19 protein-coding genes are annotated in these 22,229 nt (G+C 70.2%); 15 read left to right on the forward strand and 4 right to left on the reverse strand.

What is annotated here, in order from left to right; genetic code table 11:
- Positions 1–12: 12 nt before the first annotated feature.
- Positions 13–1,173, reverse strand: coding sequence for a hypothetical protein (locus I6J71_RS45855; protein ID WP_204092569.1), 1,161 nt, complete (start codon positions 1,171–1,173; stop codon positions 13–15).
- Positions 1,174–1,474: 301 nt separating this feature from the next.
- Here I6J71_RS45855 and I6J71_RS45860 point away from each other — a divergent pair, with 301 nt between their 5' ends.
- The 3 genes from I6J71_RS45860 (at position 1,475) to I6J71_RS49570 (ending at position 2,980) form a co-directional block, all read left to right on the forward strand.
- On the forward strand, positions 1,475–1,885 hold the full coding sequence (locus I6J71_RS45860) for a DUF3151 domain-containing protein (protein ID WP_204092570.1): 411 nt from the start codon (positions 1,475–1,477) through the stop codon (positions 1,883–1,885).
- Between the two features lie 77 nt (positions 1,886–1,962).
- Positions 1,963–2,838: a helix-turn-helix transcriptional regulator gene (locus I6J71_RS45865; protein ID WP_204092571.1), complete on the forward strand. Its 876-nt coding sequence runs from the start codon at positions 1,963–1,965 to the stop codon at positions 2,836–2,838.
- Entirely contained in the window at positions 2,810–2,980 is a 171-nt protein-coding gene (locus I6J71_RS49570) for a DUF397 domain-containing protein (RefSeq protein ID WP_239154290.1), read from the forward strand. Before I6J71_RS45865 ends, I6J71_RS49570 begins: the two co-directional genes overlap by 29 nt.
- A 540-nt stretch (positions 2,981–3,520) precedes the next feature.
- Here I6J71_RS49570 and I6J71_RS45870 read toward each other — a convergent pair.
- Entirely contained in the window at positions 3,521–4,846 is a 1,326-nt protein-coding gene (locus I6J71_RS45870) for a GGDEF domain-containing protein (protein ID WP_204092572.1), read from the reverse strand.
- Between the two features lie 401 nt (positions 4,847–5,247).
- The gene (locus I6J71_RS45875) at positions 5,248–6,507 is read right to left on the reverse strand and encodes an MFS transporter (protein ID WP_204092573.1); all 1,260 of its coding nucleotides are present in this window, start codon (positions 6,505–6,507) and stop codon (positions 5,248–5,250) included.
- A gap of 399 nt (positions 6,508–6,906) precedes the next feature.
- On the opposite strand from I6J71_RS45875, the gene I6J71_RS45880 reads away from it, so the two are divergent.
- Positions 6,907–8,802 carry an FAD/NAD(P)-binding domain-containing protein gene (locus I6J71_RS45880; protein ID WP_204092574.1) on the forward strand — a complete coding sequence of 632 codons (1,896 nt, stop codon included), beginning with the start codon at positions 6,907–6,909 and terminating at the stop codon, positions 8,800–8,802.
- A gap of 560 nt (positions 8,803–9,362) precedes the next feature.
- Here the strand turns inward: I6J71_RS45880 and I6J71_RS45885 are convergent.
- Complete coding sequence (locus I6J71_RS45885) at positions 9,363–10,685, reverse strand: PQQ-binding-like beta-propeller repeat protein (RefSeq protein ID WP_204092575.1); 1,323 nt, start codon at positions 10,683–10,685, stop codon at positions 9,363–9,365.
- Between the two features lie 190 nt (positions 10,686–10,875).
- Here I6J71_RS45885 and I6J71_RS45890 point away from each other — a divergent pair, with 190 nt between their 5' ends.
- The 11 genes from I6J71_RS45890 (at position 10,876) to I6J71_RS45940 (ending at position 22,214) form a co-directional block, all read left to right on the forward strand.
- Complete coding sequence (locus tag I6J71_RS45890) at positions 10,876–11,430, forward strand: hypothetical protein (RefSeq protein ID WP_204092576.1); 555 nt, start codon at positions 10,876–10,878, stop codon at positions 11,428–11,430.
- A 99-nt stretch (positions 11,431–11,529) separates the two neighbouring features.
- Complete coding sequence (locus I6J71_RS45895) at positions 11,530–12,801, forward strand: acyl-CoA dehydrogenase family protein (RefSeq protein WP_204092577.1); 1,272 nt, start codon at positions 11,530–11,532, stop codon at positions 12,799–12,801.
- Complete coding sequence (locus I6J71_RS45900) at positions 12,798–13,802, forward strand: phosphotransferase family protein (protein ID WP_204092578.1); 1,005 nt, start codon at positions 12,798–12,800, stop codon at positions 13,800–13,802. The genes I6J71_RS45895 and I6J71_RS45900 overlap by 4 nt, the downstream gene beginning before the upstream one ends.
- Before the next feature lie 101 nt (positions 13,803–13,903).
- The gene (locus tag I6J71_RS45905) at positions 13,904–14,950 is read left to right on the forward strand and encodes an LLM class flavin-dependent oxidoreductase (RefSeq protein ID WP_204092579.1); all 1,047 of its coding nucleotides are present in this window, start codon (positions 13,904–13,906) and stop codon (positions 14,948–14,950) included.
- The gene (locus I6J71_RS45910; protein WP_204092580.1) at positions 14,947–16,530 is read left to right on the forward strand and encodes a long-chain fatty acid--CoA ligase; all 1,584 of its coding nucleotides are present in this window, start codon (positions 14,947–14,949) and stop codon (positions 16,528–16,530) included. The genes I6J71_RS45905 and I6J71_RS45910 overlap by 4 nt, the downstream gene beginning before the upstream one ends.
- Positions 16,527–17,645, forward strand: coding sequence for an LLM class flavin-dependent oxidoreductase (locus I6J71_RS45915; protein ID WP_204092581.1), 1,119 nt, complete (start codon positions 16,527–16,529; stop codon positions 17,643–17,645). Before I6J71_RS45910 ends, I6J71_RS45915 begins: the two co-directional genes overlap by 4 nt.
- A gap of 25 nt (positions 17,646–17,670) precedes the next feature.
- Positions 17,671–18,471, forward strand: a complete 801-nt coding sequence (locus tag I6J71_RS45920) for an alpha/beta fold hydrolase (protein WP_204092582.1) — start codon at positions 17,671–17,673, stop codon at positions 18,469–18,471.
- The gene (locus I6J71_RS45925) at positions 18,468–19,181 is read left to right on the forward strand and encodes an SDR family NAD(P)-dependent oxidoreductase (protein WP_204092583.1); all 714 of its coding nucleotides are present in this window, start codon (positions 18,468–18,470) and stop codon (positions 19,179–19,181) included. The genes I6J71_RS45920 and I6J71_RS45925 overlap by 4 nt, the downstream gene beginning before the upstream one ends.
- 142 nt (positions 19,182–19,323) lie before the next feature.
- Positions 19,324–20,412 (forward strand): LLM class flavin-dependent oxidoreductase, encoded by a 1,089-nt coding sequence (locus I6J71_RS45930; RefSeq protein WP_204092584.1) that lies wholly within the window; start codon positions 19,324–19,326, stop codon positions 20,410–20,412.
- Positions 20,413–20,421: 9 nt separating this feature from the next.
- Positions 20,422–20,973 (forward strand): flavin reductase family protein, encoded by a 552-nt coding sequence (locus I6J71_RS45935; RefSeq protein WP_239154292.1) that lies wholly within the window; start codon positions 20,422–20,424, stop codon positions 20,971–20,973.
- On the forward strand, positions 20,970–22,214 hold the full coding sequence (locus tag I6J71_RS45940) for a bifunctional 3,4-dihydroxy-2-butanone-4-phosphate synthase/GTP cyclohydrolase II (RefSeq protein WP_239154293.1): 1,245 nt from the start codon (positions 20,970–20,972) through the stop codon (positions 22,212–22,214). Before I6J71_RS45935 ends, I6J71_RS45940 begins: the two co-directional genes overlap by 4 nt.
- Positions 22,215–22,229: the final 15 nt, after the last annotated feature.

The following is a 22,229-nucleotide window of genomic DNA, read 5'->3' on the forward strand; positions in this document are numbered from 1 at the left end:
TAGCCCGCTGTGCTACGCGGTTGCCCTCGAAGTCACTTTCCGGGTGAGGGGCCCGGCACTCGTCCACAGCACGAAGACGCCGACGAGCGCCACCGCCACTGTCCAGTACGCCACCGGTGGCGCCGACTCCGTGTGCGAGTCACCGAGCAGCCACGGCCGCAGCTGCGACTGCAGCCACAGCGCGCCGTACCCGAAGGCCGACACCAGCAGGGACCCGATCGCGGCGCTCGCGACCCGGTGGCCGGCGCCGATCGTCACGGCGAGGTCCACGGCCAGGCCGACGGCCAGCAGGTAGAACGGCACCGTCGACACCGGGAAACCCAGCCCCAGCAGCAGCGGCCACATCACGCAGCGGTACGCGACGTACGCGCCCGCCACCGAAAGCGCCGCCCAGCGGAAGCCCAGCGTGCGGCGGGCCGGCACGAGGATCAGGGCCGTCACGCCGATGCCCCACAACGGGTAGACCCACTCCGGGATCGGCATCGTGAAGTGCAGGATCGCGGTGCGGTCCACCGGGTGCCCGATCTGGTTGGCCGCGAACGTCAGCAGCGAAGGCTCCGCCTCCGGCGCCCCGCGTTCCCACGCGCGCAGGCCGAGCACGCCGTACTCCTGCTGGCCGTTGGGGAAGAACGTGTTCTCCAGGAAGAACGCCCACAACGCCAGCAGCACGCCCGTCCGGAACCGGCCCGGCGGCGCGAGCCGCAGCCAGCCGAGGAGTACGCCGGCCTGCATGATGCCCGTGCCGAGGTAGAGCAGCATGTGCGACGGGCTCCACGCGGTGAGGTCGAGGCCGTTCACGCGGTGGTTGATCACGTCGAGCGGCGCCGCGACGAGGAACACCACGAGCCCCGTCTGCATCAGCCGCAGCGACGGCTTGTCGCAGCCCAGTCCCGTGTAGCTGTGGATCGCGACGAGCACGACGATGATCACCGTGCCTACGGTGTTGATCAGGTGCGGTGGCGCGAGGTCGTCGCGCAGCCACTTGAAGTGCCACGACATGTCCCACGACGAGCCCAGCAGCTTGAACGCGAACGCGGCGAGCCACATCCCGTAGCAGAACCGCAGCACCCACTCCGGCGTCGGCTGCCCCGGCGCGCCGCGGTGCCAGTGCCGCTCGAAGAAGAGCCGCGTCTTGCCCACCGGGCTCCGCGGGATCACGTCAACCTGCGTCATGGCTCGACATCATTCCCGGCACGCACGTTGCGGTGGTGCGGAACGTGGCAAAGCGCTCGAAAACCAGGGTTCACCCCTACGGGTGGCGGATTTGCCTTGGCGGCTCCGCGCGCGGCAGAGTGTCGCGCCTGAGATCCGAATGTCGCCCCTGAGGTGTCGCGCCTGAGGTCGAAAGGAGCCGCGCCATGATGCCGAAACGCGTTGTCGCCGCAGTCGTGATCGCCGCCCTCGTGCTGGCCGGCGGAGGCGTGCTGACGAGCCTGTTCCTCTGAGCTCCCGGGGACGTGGGCAGAATGTCGGCATGACGCACAACCTGCTTGGCCCCGAGCCGATGTTGCTGCCCGAGAACACCGCCGCCCAGGCCGCGCTCGACGCGGGCAGCAGCCCGACGTCCGTCGCCGCCGAACACCCCGACTTCAGCGCCGCGTGGGCCGCGCTGGCCGAACAAGCCCTCGAAGCCGGCGAAACGGTGGCCGCCTACGCCTACGCCCGCACCGGCTACCACCGCGGCCTCGACCAGCTGCGCCGCGCCGGCTGGAAGGGCTTCGGCCCGGTGCCGTGGTCGCACCGGCCCAACCAGGGCTTCCTGCGCGCGCTGGCCGCGCTCGGCACCGCCGCCGGCCGCATTGGCGAGACGGAGGAGTACGAGCGCGTGAAGACCTTCCTCGCCGAATCCGACCCGGCCGCGGCCGAGGCCACCGGCCTGAAGTGAGGTCTTCGCCGCGTTCCTTCGGGTGATCCCGGGTGCGGGTCCGCGTGTTGACAGGTGTGGACACTTACGTTCGGTGCATGAAAGGCACCGCCATGCTCACGCCGCGGATCCGCACCTTGGGCGCCTCCCTCCACGAAGCCCGCCTCGGCGCGCACTTCAGCCTGCGCGAACTGGCGCGGCGGATCGGGGTGAACCCGTCGCTGGTCTCGCACTGGGAGCGAGGTTCCCGGGTGCCGTCGGTCGAGGATGTGGCCGGGGTGCTCGGTGCACTGGGTGTGGTGGGGGAAGAGAAGCGGCGGATTCTCAACCTTGCCCGCGGCTCCGCCGAGCAGGGCTGGATCGCTTACGGCCGCCCAGGCACGCCGAACCAGCTCACCTGCGTGGTTGCGTGCGAGAAGGCGGCGAGCTCGCTGGTGGAGTGGTCACCTCTCGGCATCCCCGGGCTGCTTCAGACCTCCGACTACGCGCGAGCCCTGCTGGAGTCGACCGGGCTTGCGGCCGACGAAGTCGAGCGGCGAGTCGGGATCCGCATGGAGCGGCGGCGCGTCATCGTCGGTGCCGGGGCCCTGCCCTTCGAAGCGCTGATCGGCGAAGCCGCGCTGCGAGACACGCTCGGCACACCGAGCACCATGGCGGGTCAGCTGCGCGCCCTCGCCGCCCTGTCCGCCCGCCCGACGATCACCATTCGCGTGGTGCCCTCGGCCATCGGCTGGCACCAGGGGCTCGCCGGGCGGTTCATCCTGTACGACATCCGTGATTCGCAGCCGGTGGTCTACTTCGAGCATTTGAGCTCGGGCGCGTTCGTCGCCGATGACTACGATGTCCGGCAGTACCGTGCGGCCATCGAGGGTCTTCACCGGGTCGCCCTCAGTGCGGCCGATTCCGCCGCGCTGGTCGCCGAGCTCGCGGAGGAGATCGAAGCACGTGACCGACATCAGGTGGCGCAAGAGTAGTTACAGCGACAAAGAAGGCGCCTGCGTCGAGGTCGCGCTCGATCGCTCCGGTGTCCTCGTGCGCGACTCGAAGGTCCCGTCCCAGCCCGGCCACAGCTATCCCGCCACTGCCTGGCGAGCGTTCCTGCGCCACCTCCGCTAGCGGCCGCGACGCGGATTTCTGGTTCGGCGACGCCGGTCTCCGCTGGCGTTCGGGTCGCTGCAGAGGAACGTGGCGCTGTCGTACTGCTTGCTCCCCGGGTACACCGCCATGACCATGGGCCGGCACCCGGTGAACACGGGCGCGCTGGTGTTGTAGACGTAGAGTTTCGGCGAAAGCCGAGTTTTCCGAGTCCACATAGGACCTCACCCCGATGCTCGACGCCGGCCCGGGCGGTGCCTTCCGGCTCACGGCCAGAGCCGCACGCGGCCGCCAGGACCACCGGTGCGACCACCGGGCCGAGAAGCTCTCGTCGTACGAAGCCATCGTCACCCCCGCACGAGCCGCGAGGTGGAAGCTAGCGACGGACCCCGGGACCGGTCCCGGCGCCGAGTGGTTGGTTGTGACCCAGGCGTTGGGTCGGCTGTCCTGAAGGGGTGATCTCGGCCGGGCGCGGCGAGGAGGAGCCGCGCACGAGCCGGAGGTGGGCGCGGGACCGGTCGGCGAGGGGGAGGAAGCCGGCCGGTCCCGCTGACCGCGGCGTCAAGCGACCGCGGCGAGCGCCGCCACCGAGTCCACCGAAGGGACCGAGTCCACGGAGTCCACGGACGAGACCGCGCCGACCACGCGGTTGCGGCCGCCGTGCTTGGCCGCGTACACCGCGGCGTCCGCCGATGCCATCACTTCCTCGATGCTGGACCCGTCGAGGGGGAAGGACGCGACGCCGATCGATGCCGTGCGCTGCACGATCTCGACGGCCTCGCCTTCGTTGGTGTGCGTCGCGATCACGAGTTCGCTGATGCGCCGGCGGATGCGTTCCGCCGTGGTGATCGCATCTTCCTTCGACGTCGACGGCAGCAGGGCCACGAACTCCTCACCGCCGAAGCGACCGACGAGGTCGTGGGCCCGGGTCTCCTGCTTGACGACGGCGGCGACCGCCTTGAGCACGTCGTCGCCGGCGAGGTGGCCGTAGGTGTCGTTGATGGACTTGAAGTGGTCGAGGTCGATCATCAGCGCGCCGAAGCTGCCCCCTTCGCGCTCGGCACGGGAGATCTCACGCTGGGCGCCGTCCTGCCAGGTGGTGGCGTTGAGCAGCTGCGTCTTCTGGTCCGTGGTCGCGAGTTCTTCGAGGCGCTTGATCAGCACGGAGCGCTGCAGCACGTACAGCGGCAGGATCACGAGCACCGACAGCAGCGGCTCGTCGGTCAGCACCATCGTCAGCAGCCCGCCGACGCAGAGGATCGCGGCTTCGAGGACGTTGTCGTCCATGGTGCCGAGGCAGGAGGCGAGGGTGGCGGACTTCGGGTCGGCCAGGTACAGACCCAGGCCGGTCAGCGCGGTGTTCACGAGGAAGTAGCCGAGCGCGGCGGCGGCGATCGTGGTGACGCCCTGCTCGCCGGTGAGGTATGCGGCCAGGCCGGCGCCGAAGCCGGACAGGATCATCGTCGTCGCGTTGGCGGCCACGCGGTGCGCTTCACCCGGCCGGGTGCCGTTCCAGCTGCGCAGCGCGAGGTACACGTAGATCACCACACCCAGCGCGGCGACCAGCTGCGGCGGCACGAGCAGCCCCGCGGGCAGCAGCCACACCGAGGTCACGGTGATGTGGGGGCCGTGGCTCAGCATCCGGCGCTGGCGCTCGATGCGCCGTGTCACCTCGGTCTGTGCGACGGCCAGGCCCGCGAGCAGCGCGAACAGGCCCACCTGGCCCAGCGAGACCGCGATCAGCAGCGTGCTCGCGATGGTCAGCGCGACCGCGACGGCCATCCCCGAGAGCGTCGCGACGATCCACGGGAGTGGTCGAGACCAAAGGGCCCACCCCTTGACCGCCGTTACGGCATCTCGTCCAGACCATTCCCCCGATGTGACCATTTTTCCCCCAAGCCCTTGCGCGAATGCCCGGTGACAATCTCCTCACGCACAGTTTCGGACCGTTTGCCGCCTGTCCACAAGGGCCTTAGGTGTGTACATTTTTCCCGAACACGCCGGATGAAGGGTGACCAGCGATGCGCAGCAAGGAACAGTGACCGCGTAGCAGCACCGCAAGGTCGCGCAGGTCAGAGCCCACGCGCGGAACATGTGGAGCATGTTCGGCGCGTGTGGCTTCCTTCGCCGTACCCTCTCGCGGTCAGGCTGCTGAAGCCCGTCGTCACATGATCGTTAGATTAATCTTACTCGAGAAGCGGTCAAATCGGGCGATTTGCCCCGCTGTCTCGCACCCGCCGATCGGGTGGAATATCCCCTGATCGTGCTCACCGAGCCCGCGGAACGCGTCAGGCGTGTTCCGCGCGGGTGGCTTCCGGCGCTGTGCCCTCATCCGATCCGACGGCCAGCGTCCGCTGCCACATGATCGTCAGCGGGATCGTGATCAGGAGCCCGGCCAGCCCGAAGATCCCGACCGTGGTCTGGGCCGTCAGGTGGTCGGCCAGGACGCCGCCGATCAGGGGGACCACACCCATCGTGGTGGTCAGGCCCGTGTTGGACAGCCCCATCGTCTGAGCCCGGCTCACGTCCGGCACCGCGACGGTGAGCGAAGCCGTCGCCTGCAGCAGCGCGATCGTGCCGAACCCACCGGAGATCACGAACAGGACGATCGACACGACGGGCCCCGGCTGGAGGAAGCACAGCAGCAGCGGGATCGCCGCGAGCGCCGTCATCGGGCCGATCAGCTTCGGTCGGGCGTCGGCGGGTACCCAGCGCGTGTAGATGAACGTGAAGATCACGCTGCCCACCGGGTCGGCCGCGAGCAGCAGGCCGATCATCTCGGGACCGCCGCCCGCCGAGGCCGCGTACGGCGCCGCGATGCCCTCGTACACGGGCATCAGGCCGGCCAGCCAGGTGAACAGCATCAGGGAGCGCAGCGCGGCCGTCGCGAAGCCGACCTTGCCGCCCGCGCTCAGCGACGCGAAGAACGGCTTGCGCTTCTCGGTGCTCGCGGCCGGCGGGCGCGCCTTCACGCCGAAGCGGACGAAGAGCGCGGACAGGATGAACGTGCCGGCGTCGAGCACCAGCGCGAGCCGGGGGTCGAGCGCCAGCAGCAGCGCGCCACCGCCCGCGAAGCCGAGCAGCTGAGCCGACTGCACCGTCATGCTGCGGATGCCCATGCCGACCACGAACCGGTCGCCTTCGAGCACCTGCGGCAGCAGGGCCAGCTGCGACGCCTTGAACGGCGGGTTCAGCAGGGACACGCACCCCACGAACACACACAGCGCCCAGAACGGTAGCCCGGGGATCGCCACCAGCAGGATCAGCGCCGCGCGGATCACGTCGACGGTCACCATCACCGTCCGGCGCGCGAAGCGGTCGGCGAAGCCGGTGAGGAAGATACCGCCCAGCAGTGACGGGAAGAACGTCAACGCGTAGGTGAGGCCCGTCAGCGTGGCCGACTGGGTATTGGCGTAGACCAGCACGGAGAGGGCGACGCGGGCCAGCTGGTCACCCGCTATCGACAGCAGCTCGCCGAACCACATGGCGCGGAACTCGGCGACCCCGAACACCTCGCGGAACGTGACCCGTCCCGGTGCTGCCGTCATGCGTACTTCTCCCCGATGTTCGTGTGCAGATCGTGCCGCACGGTGATCAGGCGGTGACCTTAGGACCTGGTGGTCACGGGTCAATCACAAAACGTGAGTTGCCGAGGTCAGTGTCTCGTGACTGTTGGTGAATCTCTAGGTTCTTTCGCCGGTATCCAAGGGGTCACGGACAGTTCTCCGGGTGTCCTGACGATAGCGCCGAGCACTGGCAAGATCACGAGGATCCGGAGATGTGGTGTGCGCCACATTCTTGCGGTCGTTCGGGGACCGTAGTGCATCTGCGCCCACGTCGGGAGTGCGTCGGTACCGGGCCGCCCCGGTATCCGCACCGGCCCCGTCCGGCGTCCGCAGTGTGGGAGGGCAACCTCGTGGCCCCTTGCCCGGCGTAGCTTCGAGTTCGTGGCCGATCACGCGACGTTCACACTCGCCGTCGTGGGCGCCGGGCCTCGTGGGGTCGGGGTCCTGGAACGGCTGTCCGCCAACGCCGCCGAACTGCTGGGCGGACGGCGGTTCGTGGTGCACCTCATCGACCCGTTCCCGGCCGGGCCGGGGCGGGTGTGGCGGTACGAGCAGTCGCCGCTGCTGCGGATGAACTCGATGCCCGAGGACGTCACGGTGTACACCGACGAAACGGTGCGCATGGAGGGACCGGTCACGCCCGGACCGTCGCTCATCGAGTGGGCGCGGCAGGTGCGCTCCGGCGAGATCGGCTACCCCGTGCCGCCCGACCTGCGCGCCGAGTTCGACGCGCTGGCCAGTACCGACTTCCCGAGCCGACGGCTGCAGAGCCTGTACCTGCGGTGGTTCTACGAGAAGCTGCTCGCCGAACTGCCGGCCGGCCTGGAGGTCGTGGAGCACCGCAGCGCGGCTGTCGCGATCGAGGACGGCCCACCGCAGCGCGTGCGGCTCGGCAACGGTGAGGTGCTGACGGCCGACGCCGTGCTGCTGACCGTCGGGCACCTCGACGCGCAGCCCGACCCCGCGGAGAGCCTGCTGGAGTCCTTCGCCGCGCGCCACGACCTGCAGTACCACCCGGCGGGCTACACCGCCGACGTCGACTACTCCGCCGTGCCGGCCGGCGAGCCCGTGCTGGTGCGCGGCTTCGGCCTCGCGTTCGTCGACCTGATGCTGCTGCTCACCGAAGGCCGCGGCGGCCGCTTCGAGGACCTGCCGGGCGGTGGTCTGCGCTACCACCCGAGCGGCGCCGAGCCCGTGCTGCACGTGGGGTCCCGTCGCGGCGTGCCGTACCACGCGAAGACGGGCTACCGGCTGCGCGGGAAACCGTTGCAGCTGCCCAGGTTCTTCGATTCGTACGCGATCGAGAAGCTGTGCGGGAAGCCCGCGCCGCTGGATTTCCGCGCGGATGTCTGGCCCCTGATCGCCAAAGAACTCGCGTGGGCGTACTACACCGAGCTGTTCACCGGTCACCCCGACCGCGTGCGCACGGACTTCGCGGTGTTCGCCGACGCGTTCGCGGACCTGGCCTGGGGAACGTCCGAACTGGACAGTCTGATCGCGGCCGCCGTGCCCGCCGAGGAGGACCGGCTGGACCTCGCGAGACTGGACCGGCCGTTCGGGGGTGAGTGGTTCGAGTCCGCGGAGCAGTTCGGCAAGGCCGTGCGCGAGTACGTCGAAGCCGACCTCGCGCGGCGGGCGGACCAGCGCTTCAGCGCGGACCTCGGGGCGTTCATGGCTCTGCTGTCGGTGGTCGGCCAGCTGCCCGCGCTGCTCATGACGGGCAGGCTCTCGGCCGCGTCGCAGGTCGCGGACCTGGACGGCTGGTTCAAGGGCTTCTTCTCCTACTACGCGAGCGGCCCGCCGCCGCGCCGGCTGGAGGAGCTGCTCGCGCTCGCGGACGCCGGACTCGTGTCGTTCCTGGGCGCGGACTTGCTGGTGACGGCCGAAGAAGACGCGGGCGTCTTCGTCGCCTCGAGCTCCAGCTTCCCCGACGTCGTCACGGCTCGGACGCTGATCGAGGCCCGCCTGCCGGAGGCGAGCGTGCCGCGGGTGTCCGACGCGCTGCTGCAGCAGATGCGCGACGCGGGCACGCTCGCCGAGGAGCAGGTGCCGGACACCGCCGGCGCGGACCTGCCGTCCGGCCGCATCGCGACCCGCATCACCGACTCCCGCCTGCTCGACGCCGCCGGCACGCCTCACCCGCGCCGCTTCGCCATGGGCGTGCACACGACCATCCGCTCACCGGGTGCCTTCACCCGCCCGCGGACCAACGCGATCATGTTCCGCCAGAACGACGCGCTGGCCCGCGAGCTGCTGCGGATGGAGCCCGAGGGCTAGCTCCGGACCCGACGGCGAGTTCGAGCTCAAACCCGCCCTCGGAAGCGTTGAAGACGCAGAGTTGCGGTCGGGATGGTCTGGCAGCCCGTCGCCGGCGCCGCGCAGGCGAAGGTACGGCGAGCAGTCCGACGGCCAGTACCAGGCCGCCGGCGAGGGGCCACGCGGTGAGGTGGTGGCAAATCTTCATGGAGTCGATCTTGGTCGTGAGAACCGCCCGGCGCAAACGTCTACCACCCCATATCCGGGTGCCCCGCTCACATGGGAAAGCACGGTCTTCGCGGGGATGTGCGCGCCGGTAGCGTGGTGCGAGGCGAGGGCCGGTATCTCGAAGTCGCGTGAGGTCGTGGGGGGAATACCGATAGGTGATCCCCTCGACCACCGCCCGCGCAGCCGAGAGCGGCCGACCACGCTTACCCGTCCGGACCGGCAGCAAGTCCTCGATCAACGCCCACTGACCATCCGACAACAGCCGAAACCGTGACACGCCCACACAAACTCAGCGTCCAACCACAACTTGTGCCGGACACGCCCTGGATCCGGCGATGGCGTTCAGCGCCGGCTCAGTTTTTGACCGGGTACGCCTGCGGTGTGCCGTTCTTGTCGGCGGTGATGCCGGCATACCTGCTGACCACGACCGGCGCCGCGCCGACGTCCTCAGTGGACCGGTCCTTGCCCGTTTTGGCGTCCAGCACGATCGGTTGTCCCCCTGGGGTTTTGCCGTAGAGCGCACCGTGCCAGGCGGCGGTGACGTCGGGGGCTACGCGGTTGGCGGCCTCGTCGGGCAGGGTCCAGAGTTTCGCGGCGGTTTTCGCGTCGTAGGCGGTGAGCACGCCTTCTTCGTTGCACACCAGCACCGACTGCTGGTCGTAGAAGCACTCGCCGTAGGCGCGGGAGCCGAAGCCGCCCTCGCCTTCGACCTTCGCCTTCTCCGCGCCGGTGGCGGGGTCGAGGAACAGCAGGAAGGGGTGGCCGGAGCCGTAGTCGGTGCGATTGACCACGACCAGCGCCGGATCGGCGGGCACCATGGTGAGCTGGGAGGACTCGCGCGCACCGACCCACTTCTGCTGCCCGGTAACCAAGCCGAGAGCGGTGGCCTGGGTCATCGAGGAGTTCTCGGCCACGTTGTAGTCGGTGCCGACGAGGATGTCGCCGTGGAGGCTGCCGGCGTCGTAGTCCTTGCGCTGCCACAGGGTTTTGCCGCTGGCGGGATCGAGCGCGACCGTGACGTGCTCCTCGTCCTGGCGGCTGTAGCGGGCGATCACGGCCTTGTCGGTGACGGCGACGACCTCGGTGACGGCGTTGCCGGCGTCGGCGTACTGGTCGTCGGACACCTTGAGGTCGGCCTGCCACGCCTTGGTGCCCTTCTCGGCGTCCGCGGCGACGACCGACAGCGCGAGGTAAGCCGGGGTGGTGCCCTTCTCCGGCATCACAACCGGGACGGCGGCGACGGCGAGCTTGTCGGTGACCGCCGGTGGGCGCGGCCCGGTGGGGTTGACGAACGGCCCGCTCTGGTTGTTCGGGTCGCCGGGGACACCCTTGATCGGGACGCTCCACTTCTGCTTGCCGGTCAGCACGTCCACCGCGTTCATCGCGGTCGGCGTGATGACGTAACCCGTGCGCTCGCGCAAGGTGACGAACGTCGACACGACGTTGCCGGCCACGTTGGCGCGCAGTGCTTCAGCGGGCAGGCCGACGGCGGCGCCGGCGTCGAACGCGGTGGGTGGATCGGCGGTCTTGGCCGCGGGTTCGGCGGACGTCGGTGGATGTGCGCCGGGCACCGGACCGATCGGCCCCGAGGCGCTGCCGCCGCCAGTCCCGTCGCCACAGCCGGCGACAGCGACCGCTGTCCCCAGGCACGCCATGATGACCAGTGTTCGTCGCATGTGCATCGACCTTCCCCACAAAGACCATTGCTCCGACGGAGCCATCGCGGACGATAGCCGACAAACGGCCGCCGGTGTGGCAGTTCACGCAAATGTGTAACAGTCCCCTGCTTGAGGCGCTAGATTCAGCCTCGTCACCCGGCCTCTGTCGCTATCCTCCAAACGATCACCGCAGCCTGAAAGGTGCCTCATGTCCGCTCGCGCACTCTCTGTCCTGACCGTGGGCACTGCCCTGCTGATCGCCGGATGCTCGAGCTCGGAAGGCGGCACGGCGCTGCCGGCTTCGTCGAGCGCCGCGACGGGCTCGACCACGGCGTCGATCACCGCCTCGGCCCCGACGACCACGTCGAACCCGCCGTCCACGTCGACACAGCCGGCCACCTCGGCTGTGTCGAGCTCGGTCGACGGCGCCATCCAGCGCTACGAGGCGTTCCTCGGCGCCATCGGCCGGGAAGACGTGACGACGGTCTGCGAAATCGCCGGCCCGGCCGCCAAGAAGGCGGAGGACGAGGGCTTCGGGCCGTGCGAGCAGACGATCCCGATCACCTTCCAGATGATCTCCCCCACACAGAAGCGCGCCTTGCGCAGCGCCACCGTCGACGAGTCACGCATCACCGAGGACAGCGCGACGAAGGTCGAAATCCCGGCCAGCGCCGTCAAGGCCAGTGTCAAGTTCACCGACAGCGACCTCGGCGACGCGACCATGGAGTACCGCGGCGGCAAGTGGTACGTCGTCGACAACTGAGGCGCTGGAGAAAGCCACAACCGCTCCGGCCGGCTCCGCTGGTCGCCGCGCCTCCGCCGTTTCTAGCGTGGAGGCGTAGGCGGACCGGAAGGGCGGCACATGACCTGGGACTTCTCCACGGAACCGGAGTTCGCGGCGAAGCTGGACTGGGCGCGGGAGTTCGTGCGCAGCGAGATCTACCCGCTGGAGGTGCTCGACCTCGACCACCAGGGGTTCCGGCGCATCGCGAAACCGTTGCAGCAGCAGGTGAAGGACCACGGGTTGTGGGCCGCGCACCTGGGGCCCGAGCTGGGCGGCCAGGGCTACGGGCAGCTGAAGCTCGGGCTGCTGCACGAGATCCTCGGCACCAGCGAGTTCGCGCCGTACGTCTTCGGGTGCCAGGCGCCGGACTCCGGCAACGCCGAGCTGCTGGCCATCGCGGGGACCGAGGCGCAGAAAGTCCGGTGGATGCGGCCGTTGCTCGACGGCACGCTGCTGTCGGCCTTCTCCATGACCGAGCAGGGCACCGGCTCCGACCCGCGCCAGTTCACCACGAACGCCCTGCTCGAGGGCGACGAGTGGGTGCTCAACGGCGCGAAGTGGTTCGTGGGCAACGCTTCCCGCGCCGACTTCCACATCGTGATGGCCGTGACGGAGCCCGGCGCCGATCCGCACCACCGCATGTCGATGCTGATCGTCCCGACCACCGCGGCGGGGATCACCACGCGCGAGATCGGGCTGATGAACGACCCGGAGCACCGCAACCCCATCTGGTCGCACTGCGAGGTCGGGTACGACAACGTGCGGATCCCGCGGGAGAACCTGCTCGGCGAGCGCGGTGAAGCGTTCGCGCTCGCGCAGAAACGCCTGGGGCCCGGGCGCATCCACCACTGCATGCGCTGGATCGGCGTGTGCCGGCGCGCGTTCGACATGCTGTGCGAGCGCGCGGTGAGCATCGACGTGCACGGCGGGCCGCTCGCGGACAAGCAGACGATCCAGAACTGGGTCGCCGACAGCGCCGCGCAGATCGAGTCCGCGCGCCTGCTCACGCTGCACACCGCGTGGCAGATCGACCAGGTCGGGGCGCAGGCCGCGCGGACCGGGATCGCGATGATCAAGTACCACGGCGCCACCGTGCTGCACGACGTGATCGACCGCGCGATCCAGGTCCACGGCTCGCTCGGGTTCTCCACCGACATGCCGCTGGAGCAGATGTACCGCTGGGCGCGCGCGGCCCGCATCTACGACGGGCCGGACGAGGTGCACCGCGTGACCGTCGCGCGGCGGCTGCTCAAGCCGTACCAGCCGGCGAAGGTGCCGACGGAGCACATCCCGACGCGGCGGGCCGCGGCGCTGGAGCGCTTCCGCGAGCAGCTGGACCTGGCGTTATGACGGCGCAGCTGCTGCAACGGCCACTCTCCGACTGGCTCACCGGGCGCACGGGCGACCCCGGGCCGTGGGAGCTCAAGCGGCTGACTGGAGGGAACTCCAACGAGACGTGCCTGGTCTCCGGCGCCGACGCGCGGTTCGTGCTGCGGCGGCCGCCGAGCCACGCGTTGTCGGCGTCGGCGCACAGCGTCGCTCGCGAGCACCGGCTGCTGAGCGCGCTCGCGCCGACGCCGGTGCGGGCGCCTCGGCCCATCGCGTTGTGCGAGGACCCCGAGGTGCCGCTGGCGCCGTTCCTGGTGATGGAGCACGTGCGCGATTCCGTGTCGATCACGGACACGCTGCCGTACCCGGAGGCGGCTGTCACGAAAGTCGCCGACGAGGTCGTCGACGCCCTCGCCGCCGTGCACACGCTCGACTGGCGGGCGGCCGGCCTCACCGGCTTCGGCCGGCCCGAACGGTTCCTCGACCGGCAGGTAACGCGCTGGTACCGCCAGTGGGAGGGTATCGCGCGGCGGCCGCTGCCGGCCATGCCGAAGATCGCCACCTGGCTCGACGAACACCAGCCGGAAGGCAGTCCGCCGGCCTTGTTGCACGGCGACTTCCACCTCGACAACTGCCTGTTCGCCACGCACGAGCCCCGGCTGACCGCCGTGATCGACTGGGAGATGGCGACGATCGGCGACCCATTGCTCGACCTCGGCCTGCTGCTCGCGCTGTGGGGCGAGCGCGGCACGGCGATGCCCGCCATCCAGGCCGTGTCCCGCGTTCCCGGCGCGCCCGGCCGCGGCCACCTGCTCGCGCGTTACGAGGACGCCGTGGGCCGCACGATCCCGGACATCCGCTACTACCGCTGCCTCGCGCTGTTCAAGCTCGCCGCGATCGTCGAAGCGGCGTGGTCGCAGTTTCTGACCGGAGAACTCACCACCGACTACGCCGCCGCGCTGGAGCACGACGTGCCGGCGCTGCTGGACGACGCGCTGGCGACGGCGGGGGCGACGCCGTGACGTTGGAGCAGCCCACAACGCCACCCGCGATCGGGGCTGGCCCGCCGCCGGGCGGCTGAGCACGGTGTGAGGAGCAGGCGAACGTCGACAAAGGAGACGGCGTGACCGATCAAGAAGTCAACTTCGGGCTCTGGTACGACTTCCGCAACCCCGAGCAGTGGTTCCGGCCGTTCTCCACCCTCTACCGCGAGGCGCTGGACCAGCTCGCGTGGGCGGAGAGCATCGGCATCGGCTCGGTGTGGCTGACGGAGCACCACTTCTGCGAGGACGGCTACACGCCCTCGCCCTACACGCTCGCGGCCGCCATCGGCGAGCGCACGAAGAGAATGCGCATCGGCACGAACCTGGTGATCGCGCCGCTGCACAACCCGGTGCGCCTCGCCGAGGACGCCGCCACGCTGTCGCTGCTCACCGGCGGCCGCTTCGACCTCGGGCTCGGTCAGGGCTACTGGGCTCCCGAATTCGCCGCGTTCGACCGCAACCTCAAGCACCGGCCGAGCCTGCTCGAAGAGAGCGTCGCGGTGATCCGCCAGGCGTGGTCGGGTGAGGAGAAACCGTTCGAGGGCAAGCGGTTCCAGCTGCCTTCGGTGAAGATCACGCCGAAGCCCGAGACGACGCCGAAGCTGCTCGTCGGCGCGATGGCCGAGCCGGCCATCGAACGCGCGGCGCGCATCTCCGACGGGTTCCTCAGCACCCAGAACGCGCACCAGCAGTCCTATGTGGACGCCCTGGATCGCGTGGGCAAGTCCTCGGCCGACGGCGAGATCTACGCCGGTCAGTGGGCCGTGATCGCGGAGGACCCGGAACGCGAGTGGGCGCGCATCGGGCAGCACGCGCTGTACCAGCTGAACAACTACATCCAGTGGGGTGCGTTCGGCCCGCCGGACGTCGTGCCGAAGTTCGAGACCGCGGACCAGATCGTCGAAGGCGGCGCGTTCCAGCTGTGGGACCCGGCCACGGCCGTCGACGAGCTGACGGCGCTGCTGCGCGGCCGGCCGCAGATCAAGGACGTGCACTTCTGGGCCCAGCTGCCCGGCGAACCGGTGGACAGCGGTTCGGCGCGCATCGAACTGCTCGCGACGAAGATCGTGCCGCAGGTCCGTTCGCGGCTGGCCGATAACACCGAGACGGCGGAGGTGGCGGGGTGAACCAGCCACTCGTGCTCACCGACCTCCTGCGCCGCGCGCGGGAGTTCTTCCTCGCCAAGGAGATCGTCGAGTACGGGGCCGGTGCGCAGCCGCACCGCTACACCAACCGGGACTTCCACGACCGTGTCGTCGCGCTCGCGGGCGCCCTGGTCCGGCTGGGGGTGCGGCCCGGTGACCGGGTCGCCACCCTCGCCTGGAACCACCGCAGGCACCTCGAGCTGTACCACGCCGTGCCGCTCGCGGGTGCCGTGCTGCACACGGTGAACCTGCGGCTGGAACCGACGGAGATCGCGTATGTGATCGGACACGCCGGCGACGTCGTCGTGGTCGCCGACACTTCGTTGCTGCCGAAGCTGGAAGCGGCGCGGGCTGAGCGGCCGGGCCTTCTCGTCGTCACGACGGACGGGCCGGCGCCCGGCACACTGGACTACGAGGCAATCGTGGCCGACGGGCCGCCGCTGCTCGACCCGCCGCACGTCGACGAGAACGCGCTCGCGGCACTCTGCTACACGTCGGGCACCACGGGCTCGCCGAAGGGCGTGGGCTACTCGCACCGTTCGCTGTACCTGCACACGTTCGCGGCTTGTCTCGCCGACGGCCACGCGATCAGCGAACGCGACACCGTGCTGCACGTCGTGCCGATGTTCCACGCCAACGCATGGGGCATCCCGTTCGCCGCGCTCATGACGGGCGCGAAACAGGTGCTGCCCGGTCCCCACCCGGCGCCCGCCCAGATCGCGAAGATCATCGAAACCGAGCGTGTCACCTACACCGGTATGGTGCCGACGGTCGCGGCCGACCTGGTGCGGCACGTCACCACGACCGGCGCCGACGTGAGCAGCCTGCGCGCGCTCGTGCTCGGCGGTTCGCCGCCGGACGACGAACTGCTGCGGGCCCTCGACGAGCTCGGCATCCCGGTGTTCCAGGGCTGGGGGATGACCGAGATCTCGCCCATGGGCACGTTCTCGAAGCCGCTCCCGGCCGTGGTTGATCCCGCGGAACGGCGGCGGTCCGTGCGCAAGCAGGGCCGCTTGCTTCCCGGGTTGCAGTGGCGGCTCGTCGGCGACGACGGCAGGGACCAGCCGCACGACGGCGTTTCCCGGGGCGAATTGCTGATCCGCGGACCGTGGGTCGCCACGCGCTACTTCGGCGGCGAGCACCCGGCGAGCTTCCCGGACGGCTGGCTGCGCACGGGCGACATCGCGACCATCGACACCGACGGGTACCTGGAGATCGTCGACCGCGCCAAGGACCTGATCAAGAGCGGCGGCGAGTGGATCAGCTCCGTCGCGCTGGAACAGGCGCTCACCGCGAACCCCGCGGTGGCCGAGGCGGCCGTCGTCGCCGTGCCGCACGAGCGGTGGCAGGAACGGCCGTTCGCGCTCGTCGTGCTCGAACCCGGCCGTGCGGACACGCCGGACGAACTGCTCGCCGACCTGGCCGGACGCGTGCCGCGCTGGTGGCTGCCCGAGGGGGTGCTGGTCGTCGGCGAGCTGCCGCGCACGAGCGTCGGCAAGATCGACAAGAAGGTGCTGCGGGCCAAGGTGGCCGCGGGCGGACCCTGGCAGGGGGCCGGATGAAGTTCGGCGTCTTCTACGTGCTCGAGTGCCGCGACCACGACTTCCGCCGCGCGTACCGCGAGATGCTGACGCAGATCGCGTACGCCGAGCAGCTCGGGTTCGACGAGGTCTGGCTCGCCGAGCACCACGGCAGCGACTACGGCTCGATGCCGTCGCCGCAGGTCGCGGCGGCCGCCGTGGCCGAGCGGACGAGCCGCATGCGCATCGGCATCGCGGTCAGCAACCTCACCTTCGACTGGCCCGTGCGCGTCGCCGAGGACTACGCGATGGTGGACGTGCTCTCCAACGGCCGGCTCGACTTCGGTGCCGGCCGCGGCTACCAGCCGGGCGAGTTCCGCAACATGGGCGTCGGCGACCGCCAGGACGTGAGCCGCGAAGTGTTCGACGAGGCGCTGGAGATCGTGCGCGGGCTGTGGCGAAAGCGCGCGGGTGAGCCATTTTCCTTCCACGGCAAGCATTTCGACCTCACCGACGTCGACTGCCGGCCCACCCCCGTGCAGCGGCCGACCCCGCCGATGTACGTCGCGTCGATCAGTCCCGAGACCTTCCACCTGGCGGCGGCGCAGGGGTACAACCTGCTGGTCACGCCGACGTTGATGACGTTGCCGGAGCTGAACCAGCTTGTCGTGGACATCAAGCGCTCGCTCATCTCGAACGGCCGCGACCCGCTGTCGCTCGACTTCCCGATGAACTGGCAGGTCCATCTCGCCGACACCACGGCCGAGGCCGTCGAGAACGTCGCCGAACCGCTGTCCTGGTACTACCGCCACGTGCTCGACCTCGTGCCGAGCGGGCCGCACCCACCGCACACGTACGAGCGCTACGCCGAACTGGTGGCCGCGTCGGAGGAAGCCGGCGGGCCGAAGCTCGACGCGCTGCGCGAGAGCGGTGTCGTCTACGCGGGCGACCCGGCCGGCCTCGTCGCCGAGATCGAGACGCTGTACGAGGAAACCGGGCTGCAGCACCTCATCTGCTGGATGCGCTTCGGTGGCCTCGCGCACGAAAAGGTGCTGCACTCGCTCGAACTGTTCGCCGAGCACGTCCTGCCCCGCTTTCGCGACCGCCCGCCGGTCGTGCCGCGGGCGTTGCGGGCCGAAGTCGCTGCCACCCACTGAAACCCTGAGGAGAGAGGCGAAACCCATGGGCTACTTAGAGGTCGAAGACGGCAGGCGCGTCTACTTCGAGCACTTCCGCGGTTCGGGCCGCCCGATCGTGCTGATCCACGGCTGGGGCGCCACCGCGCGCTGCTGGGACACGACCACGCCCGCCTTGCGCACTGGAGGAAACGAGGTCGTGCTGCTCGACCTGCGCGCGTGCGGCCGGTCCGACAACGACTTCGCCGACGTCTCGATCTCGGCGCTCGGCTCCGACGTGGTGAAGCTCGTGGAGCACCTCGGCCTGCGCGAGCCCGTCGTCAACGGGTGGTCGCTCGGCGGCGCGGTCGCCGTGGACGCGGCGGTGAAGCTCGGGTCCAACTGCTCCGGCGTGGTCTCCACCGGGGGCGCGACCCCGCGGTACACGTCCACTTCGGACTGGCCGCACGGGGGTGGCGTCGACGACGTGAAGGCCGTGCTCGGGGCGGCCGCGGCGGACCGGGCGAACACGTTCAAGGGCGTGGCCGAAGCCGTGTGCGCCGAGCCGCCGACGCCCGACGCGATCGCGTGGCTGTGGGGCATGTTCATGGAGATGGGCCCGCTCGGCGACGAATCGCTGCTGGACCTGGCCGAGCTCGACCAACGCAAGATCCTCGGCGGGCTGAGTGTGCCCGTGCTGTTCCTGCACGGGCGCAAGGACGCGTTCGTGCCGTTCTCGGGCGCCGAAGCCGCGCGTGACCTGTGCACCGACGCGAAGCTCGTCGAGTTCCCGGACGCCGGCCACGCGCCGTTCCTGGAGGACCGCGACACCTACCTCGCCGAGCTCAGCGGCTTCCTCAAGCGATGACCACCTGGCTCGTCACCGGCGGTTCCCGCGGGATCGGCCGCGCCGTCGTCGACCACGTCGCCGGTGCGGGCGACAACGTGGCGTCGCTGGCGCGCTCGGTCGGCGCCGAACCGCCGGCCGTGCCGAACCGCGTGCTCGAGGTGAAGGGCGACGTCACCGACGAGAACTCGATCCGCCGCTGCGTCGAGGCCGTCACCGAGCGGTTCGGCTCGATCGACGTGGTGGTCAACAGCGCCGGTGTGCACCGCGGCCGCCGCATCGACGCGCTGGCGCGGTCGGCGTGGGACGAAGTGCTCGCGACGAACCTGACCGGCGCGTTCGAGGTCTGCCGCGCGATCGTGCCGCTGCTGAGCCGGGGTTCGGCGATCGTGAACGTCGGCGCGGTCGTCGGCTTGCGCGGATTCCCGGGCGACGCCGCGTACGGCTCGGCGAAGGCGGGGCTGTCGGGGCTCACGCAGGTGCTCGCCGTGGAGCTCGCGCAGCGGGGCATCCGCGTGAACCTCGTGATCCCGGGTTTTGTGGACACCGACATGACCGCCGGGCTCACCGATCGGGCCCGGGCGCGCATCGTCGACAAGATCCCGGCCGGGCGCATCGGCACGGCGGCCGAGATCGCCGAGGTCATCGTGGCCGTCGCCCGCGCCACGTACATGACGGGTGCGACCGTGCCCGTCGACGGCGGCCTGCTCGCCACGTTCGGGGGCGGCTGAGCGCCGCGTTTTGTGCGGATCTCCAACGGGCGCGCGCGACGACCGTGCTGTCTGCGCCTTTCCGTGGTTAGCGTCGGAGGACGAACCAGGGCATCACCCCGCAGGACCCGCGAGAACACCCAACCGAGAAGGAGAACCACCCATGGACGTCGGAATGCTGCTGGTCTTCCAGAACTGGTTCGAAGACGTCAGCGACCACGAGGTCTTCACCCGCGAGCTCGAGATGGGCGTGCAAGCGGAGAAGTACGGCTTCGACTCCGTCTGGTCGGCCGAGCACCACTTCGACGACTACTCGATGTGCCCGGACAACCTGCAGATCATGGCCTACCTCGCGGGGCGCACCTCGAAGATCAAGCTCGGCACGGGCGCGGTCATCCTGCCGTGGAACGACCCGCTGCGCGTGGTCGAGAAGGCCGTCATGCTCGACCACATGTCGAACGGCAGGCTGCTGCTCGGCATGGGCCGCGGCCTGGCGAAGATGGAGTACGAGGGCTTCCGCGTCGACATGAACGAATCGCGCGAGCGCTTCGACGAAGCCGCCGCGATGATCATCCGCGGCCTGCAGAACGGCTACGTCGAGAACGACGGCAAGTTCTACAAGCAGCCGCGCGTGACCGTGCGCCCCGGTCTGGCCGGGCACTCGTGGGACGGGCGGATCTTCGGCGTCGCGATGTCGCCGGACTCGATCCCGGCCGTCGCCGAGCTGGGCGCGCAGATGATGACGTTCATGCAGTACGACTTCGCGCAGCACCTCGAAGCCATCGACCGCTGGCGCGGGCTGCACCGCGAGAAACACGGCACCGAGCCGGGCGCGCCGCTGATCCAGGACTTCGTGTACTGCCACGAAGATCCCGAAGAGGCCAAGCGCATCGCGCACGAGCACATCTCGCGCTACTTCCTCTCGGTGATCAAGCACTACGACTTCGCCGGCTCGCACTGGCGCGAGACCAAGGGTTACGAGGCCTACCAGGCGGGCGCCGACATGATCCGCGAAGCGGGCATGGAAACCGCGGCGAGCGCGTACGTCGACGCGAACGTGTGGGGCACGCCCGAGGAGATCGTTGAGAAGTACGCGGCCCGGCGCGAGCAAGGTGGTGAGCTGATGGCCAACGCCGCGTTCTGCTTCGGCGGCCTGCCGCTCGACAAAGCCGAGGCGAGCATGAAGCTGTTCGGCGAGAAGGTGGTTCCGCAGCTGCACAAGATGTCCTCGCGCGCTCCCGCGGCGGTGTGAGGCCGTGCCGTGGCCCGAGCCGGCTCGGGCCACGGCACCTACCTGGTGGAGTGGAGCTGGATGGAGACCGTGACGGGATCGGCACTGGGCGAACAGTTCCGCGAAGTCATGTCGGGTGTGTGCACGCCGGTTTCGGTGGTGACGGCGCTCGACGGCCGCCGGCCGCACGGCACGACGGTGAGCGCGTTCGCGTCGTTGTCGCTCGCCCCGCCGATGGTGCTCGTGTCGCTCGACCGCACGTCGGACCTGCTGGCTGTGGTGCGCCGCGGCGGGCGGTTCGGGCTGAACGTGCTCGAGAGCGGACAGGCGGAGCTCGCGAAGCGGTTCGCGCGCAAGGGAATGGCGAAGTTCGACGGCGTCAGCTGGGAGCTCGACGACGATCTGCCGCGGTTGGCAGGGGCGTCCGGCTGGGTGGCGTGCCGCGTCGAGAAGCTGATCGAAGGTGGTGACCACGTGGTCGCACTCGGCCTCGTGCTGGCGGCGGATTCGGTGCCGCTCGCGCCGTTGACATACCACGCGCGGACGTTCGGGACGCACACCCGCACGGACGGTGCGCCGTGACGATCGCCGGGGAGCAGGTGCAGCACGCCGTCGCGGCGCTGGCGCAGGGCCGGCTGGTCGTGGTCGTCGACGACGCTGATCGCGAAAACGAGGGTGACCTCGTCGGCGCGGCGCGCACGATGACCCAGGAGCAGATGGCCTTCCTCGTGCGGCACACCACGGGGATCGTGTGCGCGCCGATGCCCGGCGAACGCGCCGACGCGTTGCGGCTGCGGCAGATGGTCACGGAGAACACCGACGCGCACGGCACCGCGTTCACCGTGAGCGCCGACCACGTCGGCAGTGGCACGGGGGTTTCGGCGGCGGACCGGACCACGACCGTGCGGGCGCTGGCCGACCCGGCGACGAAACCCGCTGAACTGCGCCGGCCCGGGCACATCTTCCCCCTGCGCGCCCGGGAAGGCGGCGTGCTGGTGCGGGCCGGGCACACGGAGGCGGCCGTCGACCTGCTGGCGATGGCCGGTGCGGGTGACGTCGGGGTGATCAGCGAGCTCGTCGCCGACGACGGGTCCATGCTGCGCGGCCCGGAGCTCGAGGAATTCGCGGCCCGCCACGACCTGCCGCTGCTGCGCATCGCCGACCTCGTGCGCTACCGCGGGGCGACCGAACGGCTGGTGGAGCCCGTCGCGAGCGCGGCGATGCCCACGGCGTTCGGCGACTTCCGCGCGGTCGCGTACCGGTCCGTGCTCGACGGCACCGAGCACCTCGCGCTGGTGCGCGGCGACGTCGCCGCGGCCGGGCGGACGCCTTCGGGGGCGCTGGTCCGGGTGCACAGCGAATGCCTCACCGGCGACATCCTGGGTTCGCTGCGCTGCGACTGCGGCGCGCAGCTGGAGTACGCGCTGCGGGAGATCGCCGCCGAGGGGGCCGGGGCCGTCATCTACCTGCGCGGGCACGAGGGCCGCGGCATCGGGCTGGCGCACAAGATCCACGCGTACGCGCTGCAGGAGCAGGGTCTGGACACCGTCGAGGCGAACCTGGCGCAGGGCCTGCCGGTCGATTCGCGCAGCTACGGCATCGGCGCCCGGATCCTGGCCGACCTCGGCGTGCGGCGGCTGCGGCTCATCACGAACAACCCGGCCAAGTACGGCGGGCTGGAGGGCTACGCGCTCGACATCGTCGGGCGAGTCCGGCTGCCCGTGGCCCAGACCCCGCACAACGTGCGCTACCTGCGGACCAAGCAGGAACGCATGGGCCACGACCTGGGAGTGCTCGCATCGGGCATGGACGGGAGCGGGTGACGTAAGGCACCCTCA

Source organism: Amycolatopsis sp. FDAARGOS 1241 (genome assembly GCF_016889705.1).
Taxonomy (GTDB): domain Bacteria; phylum Actinomycetota; class Actinomycetes; order Mycobacteriales; family Pseudonocardiaceae; genus Amycolatopsis.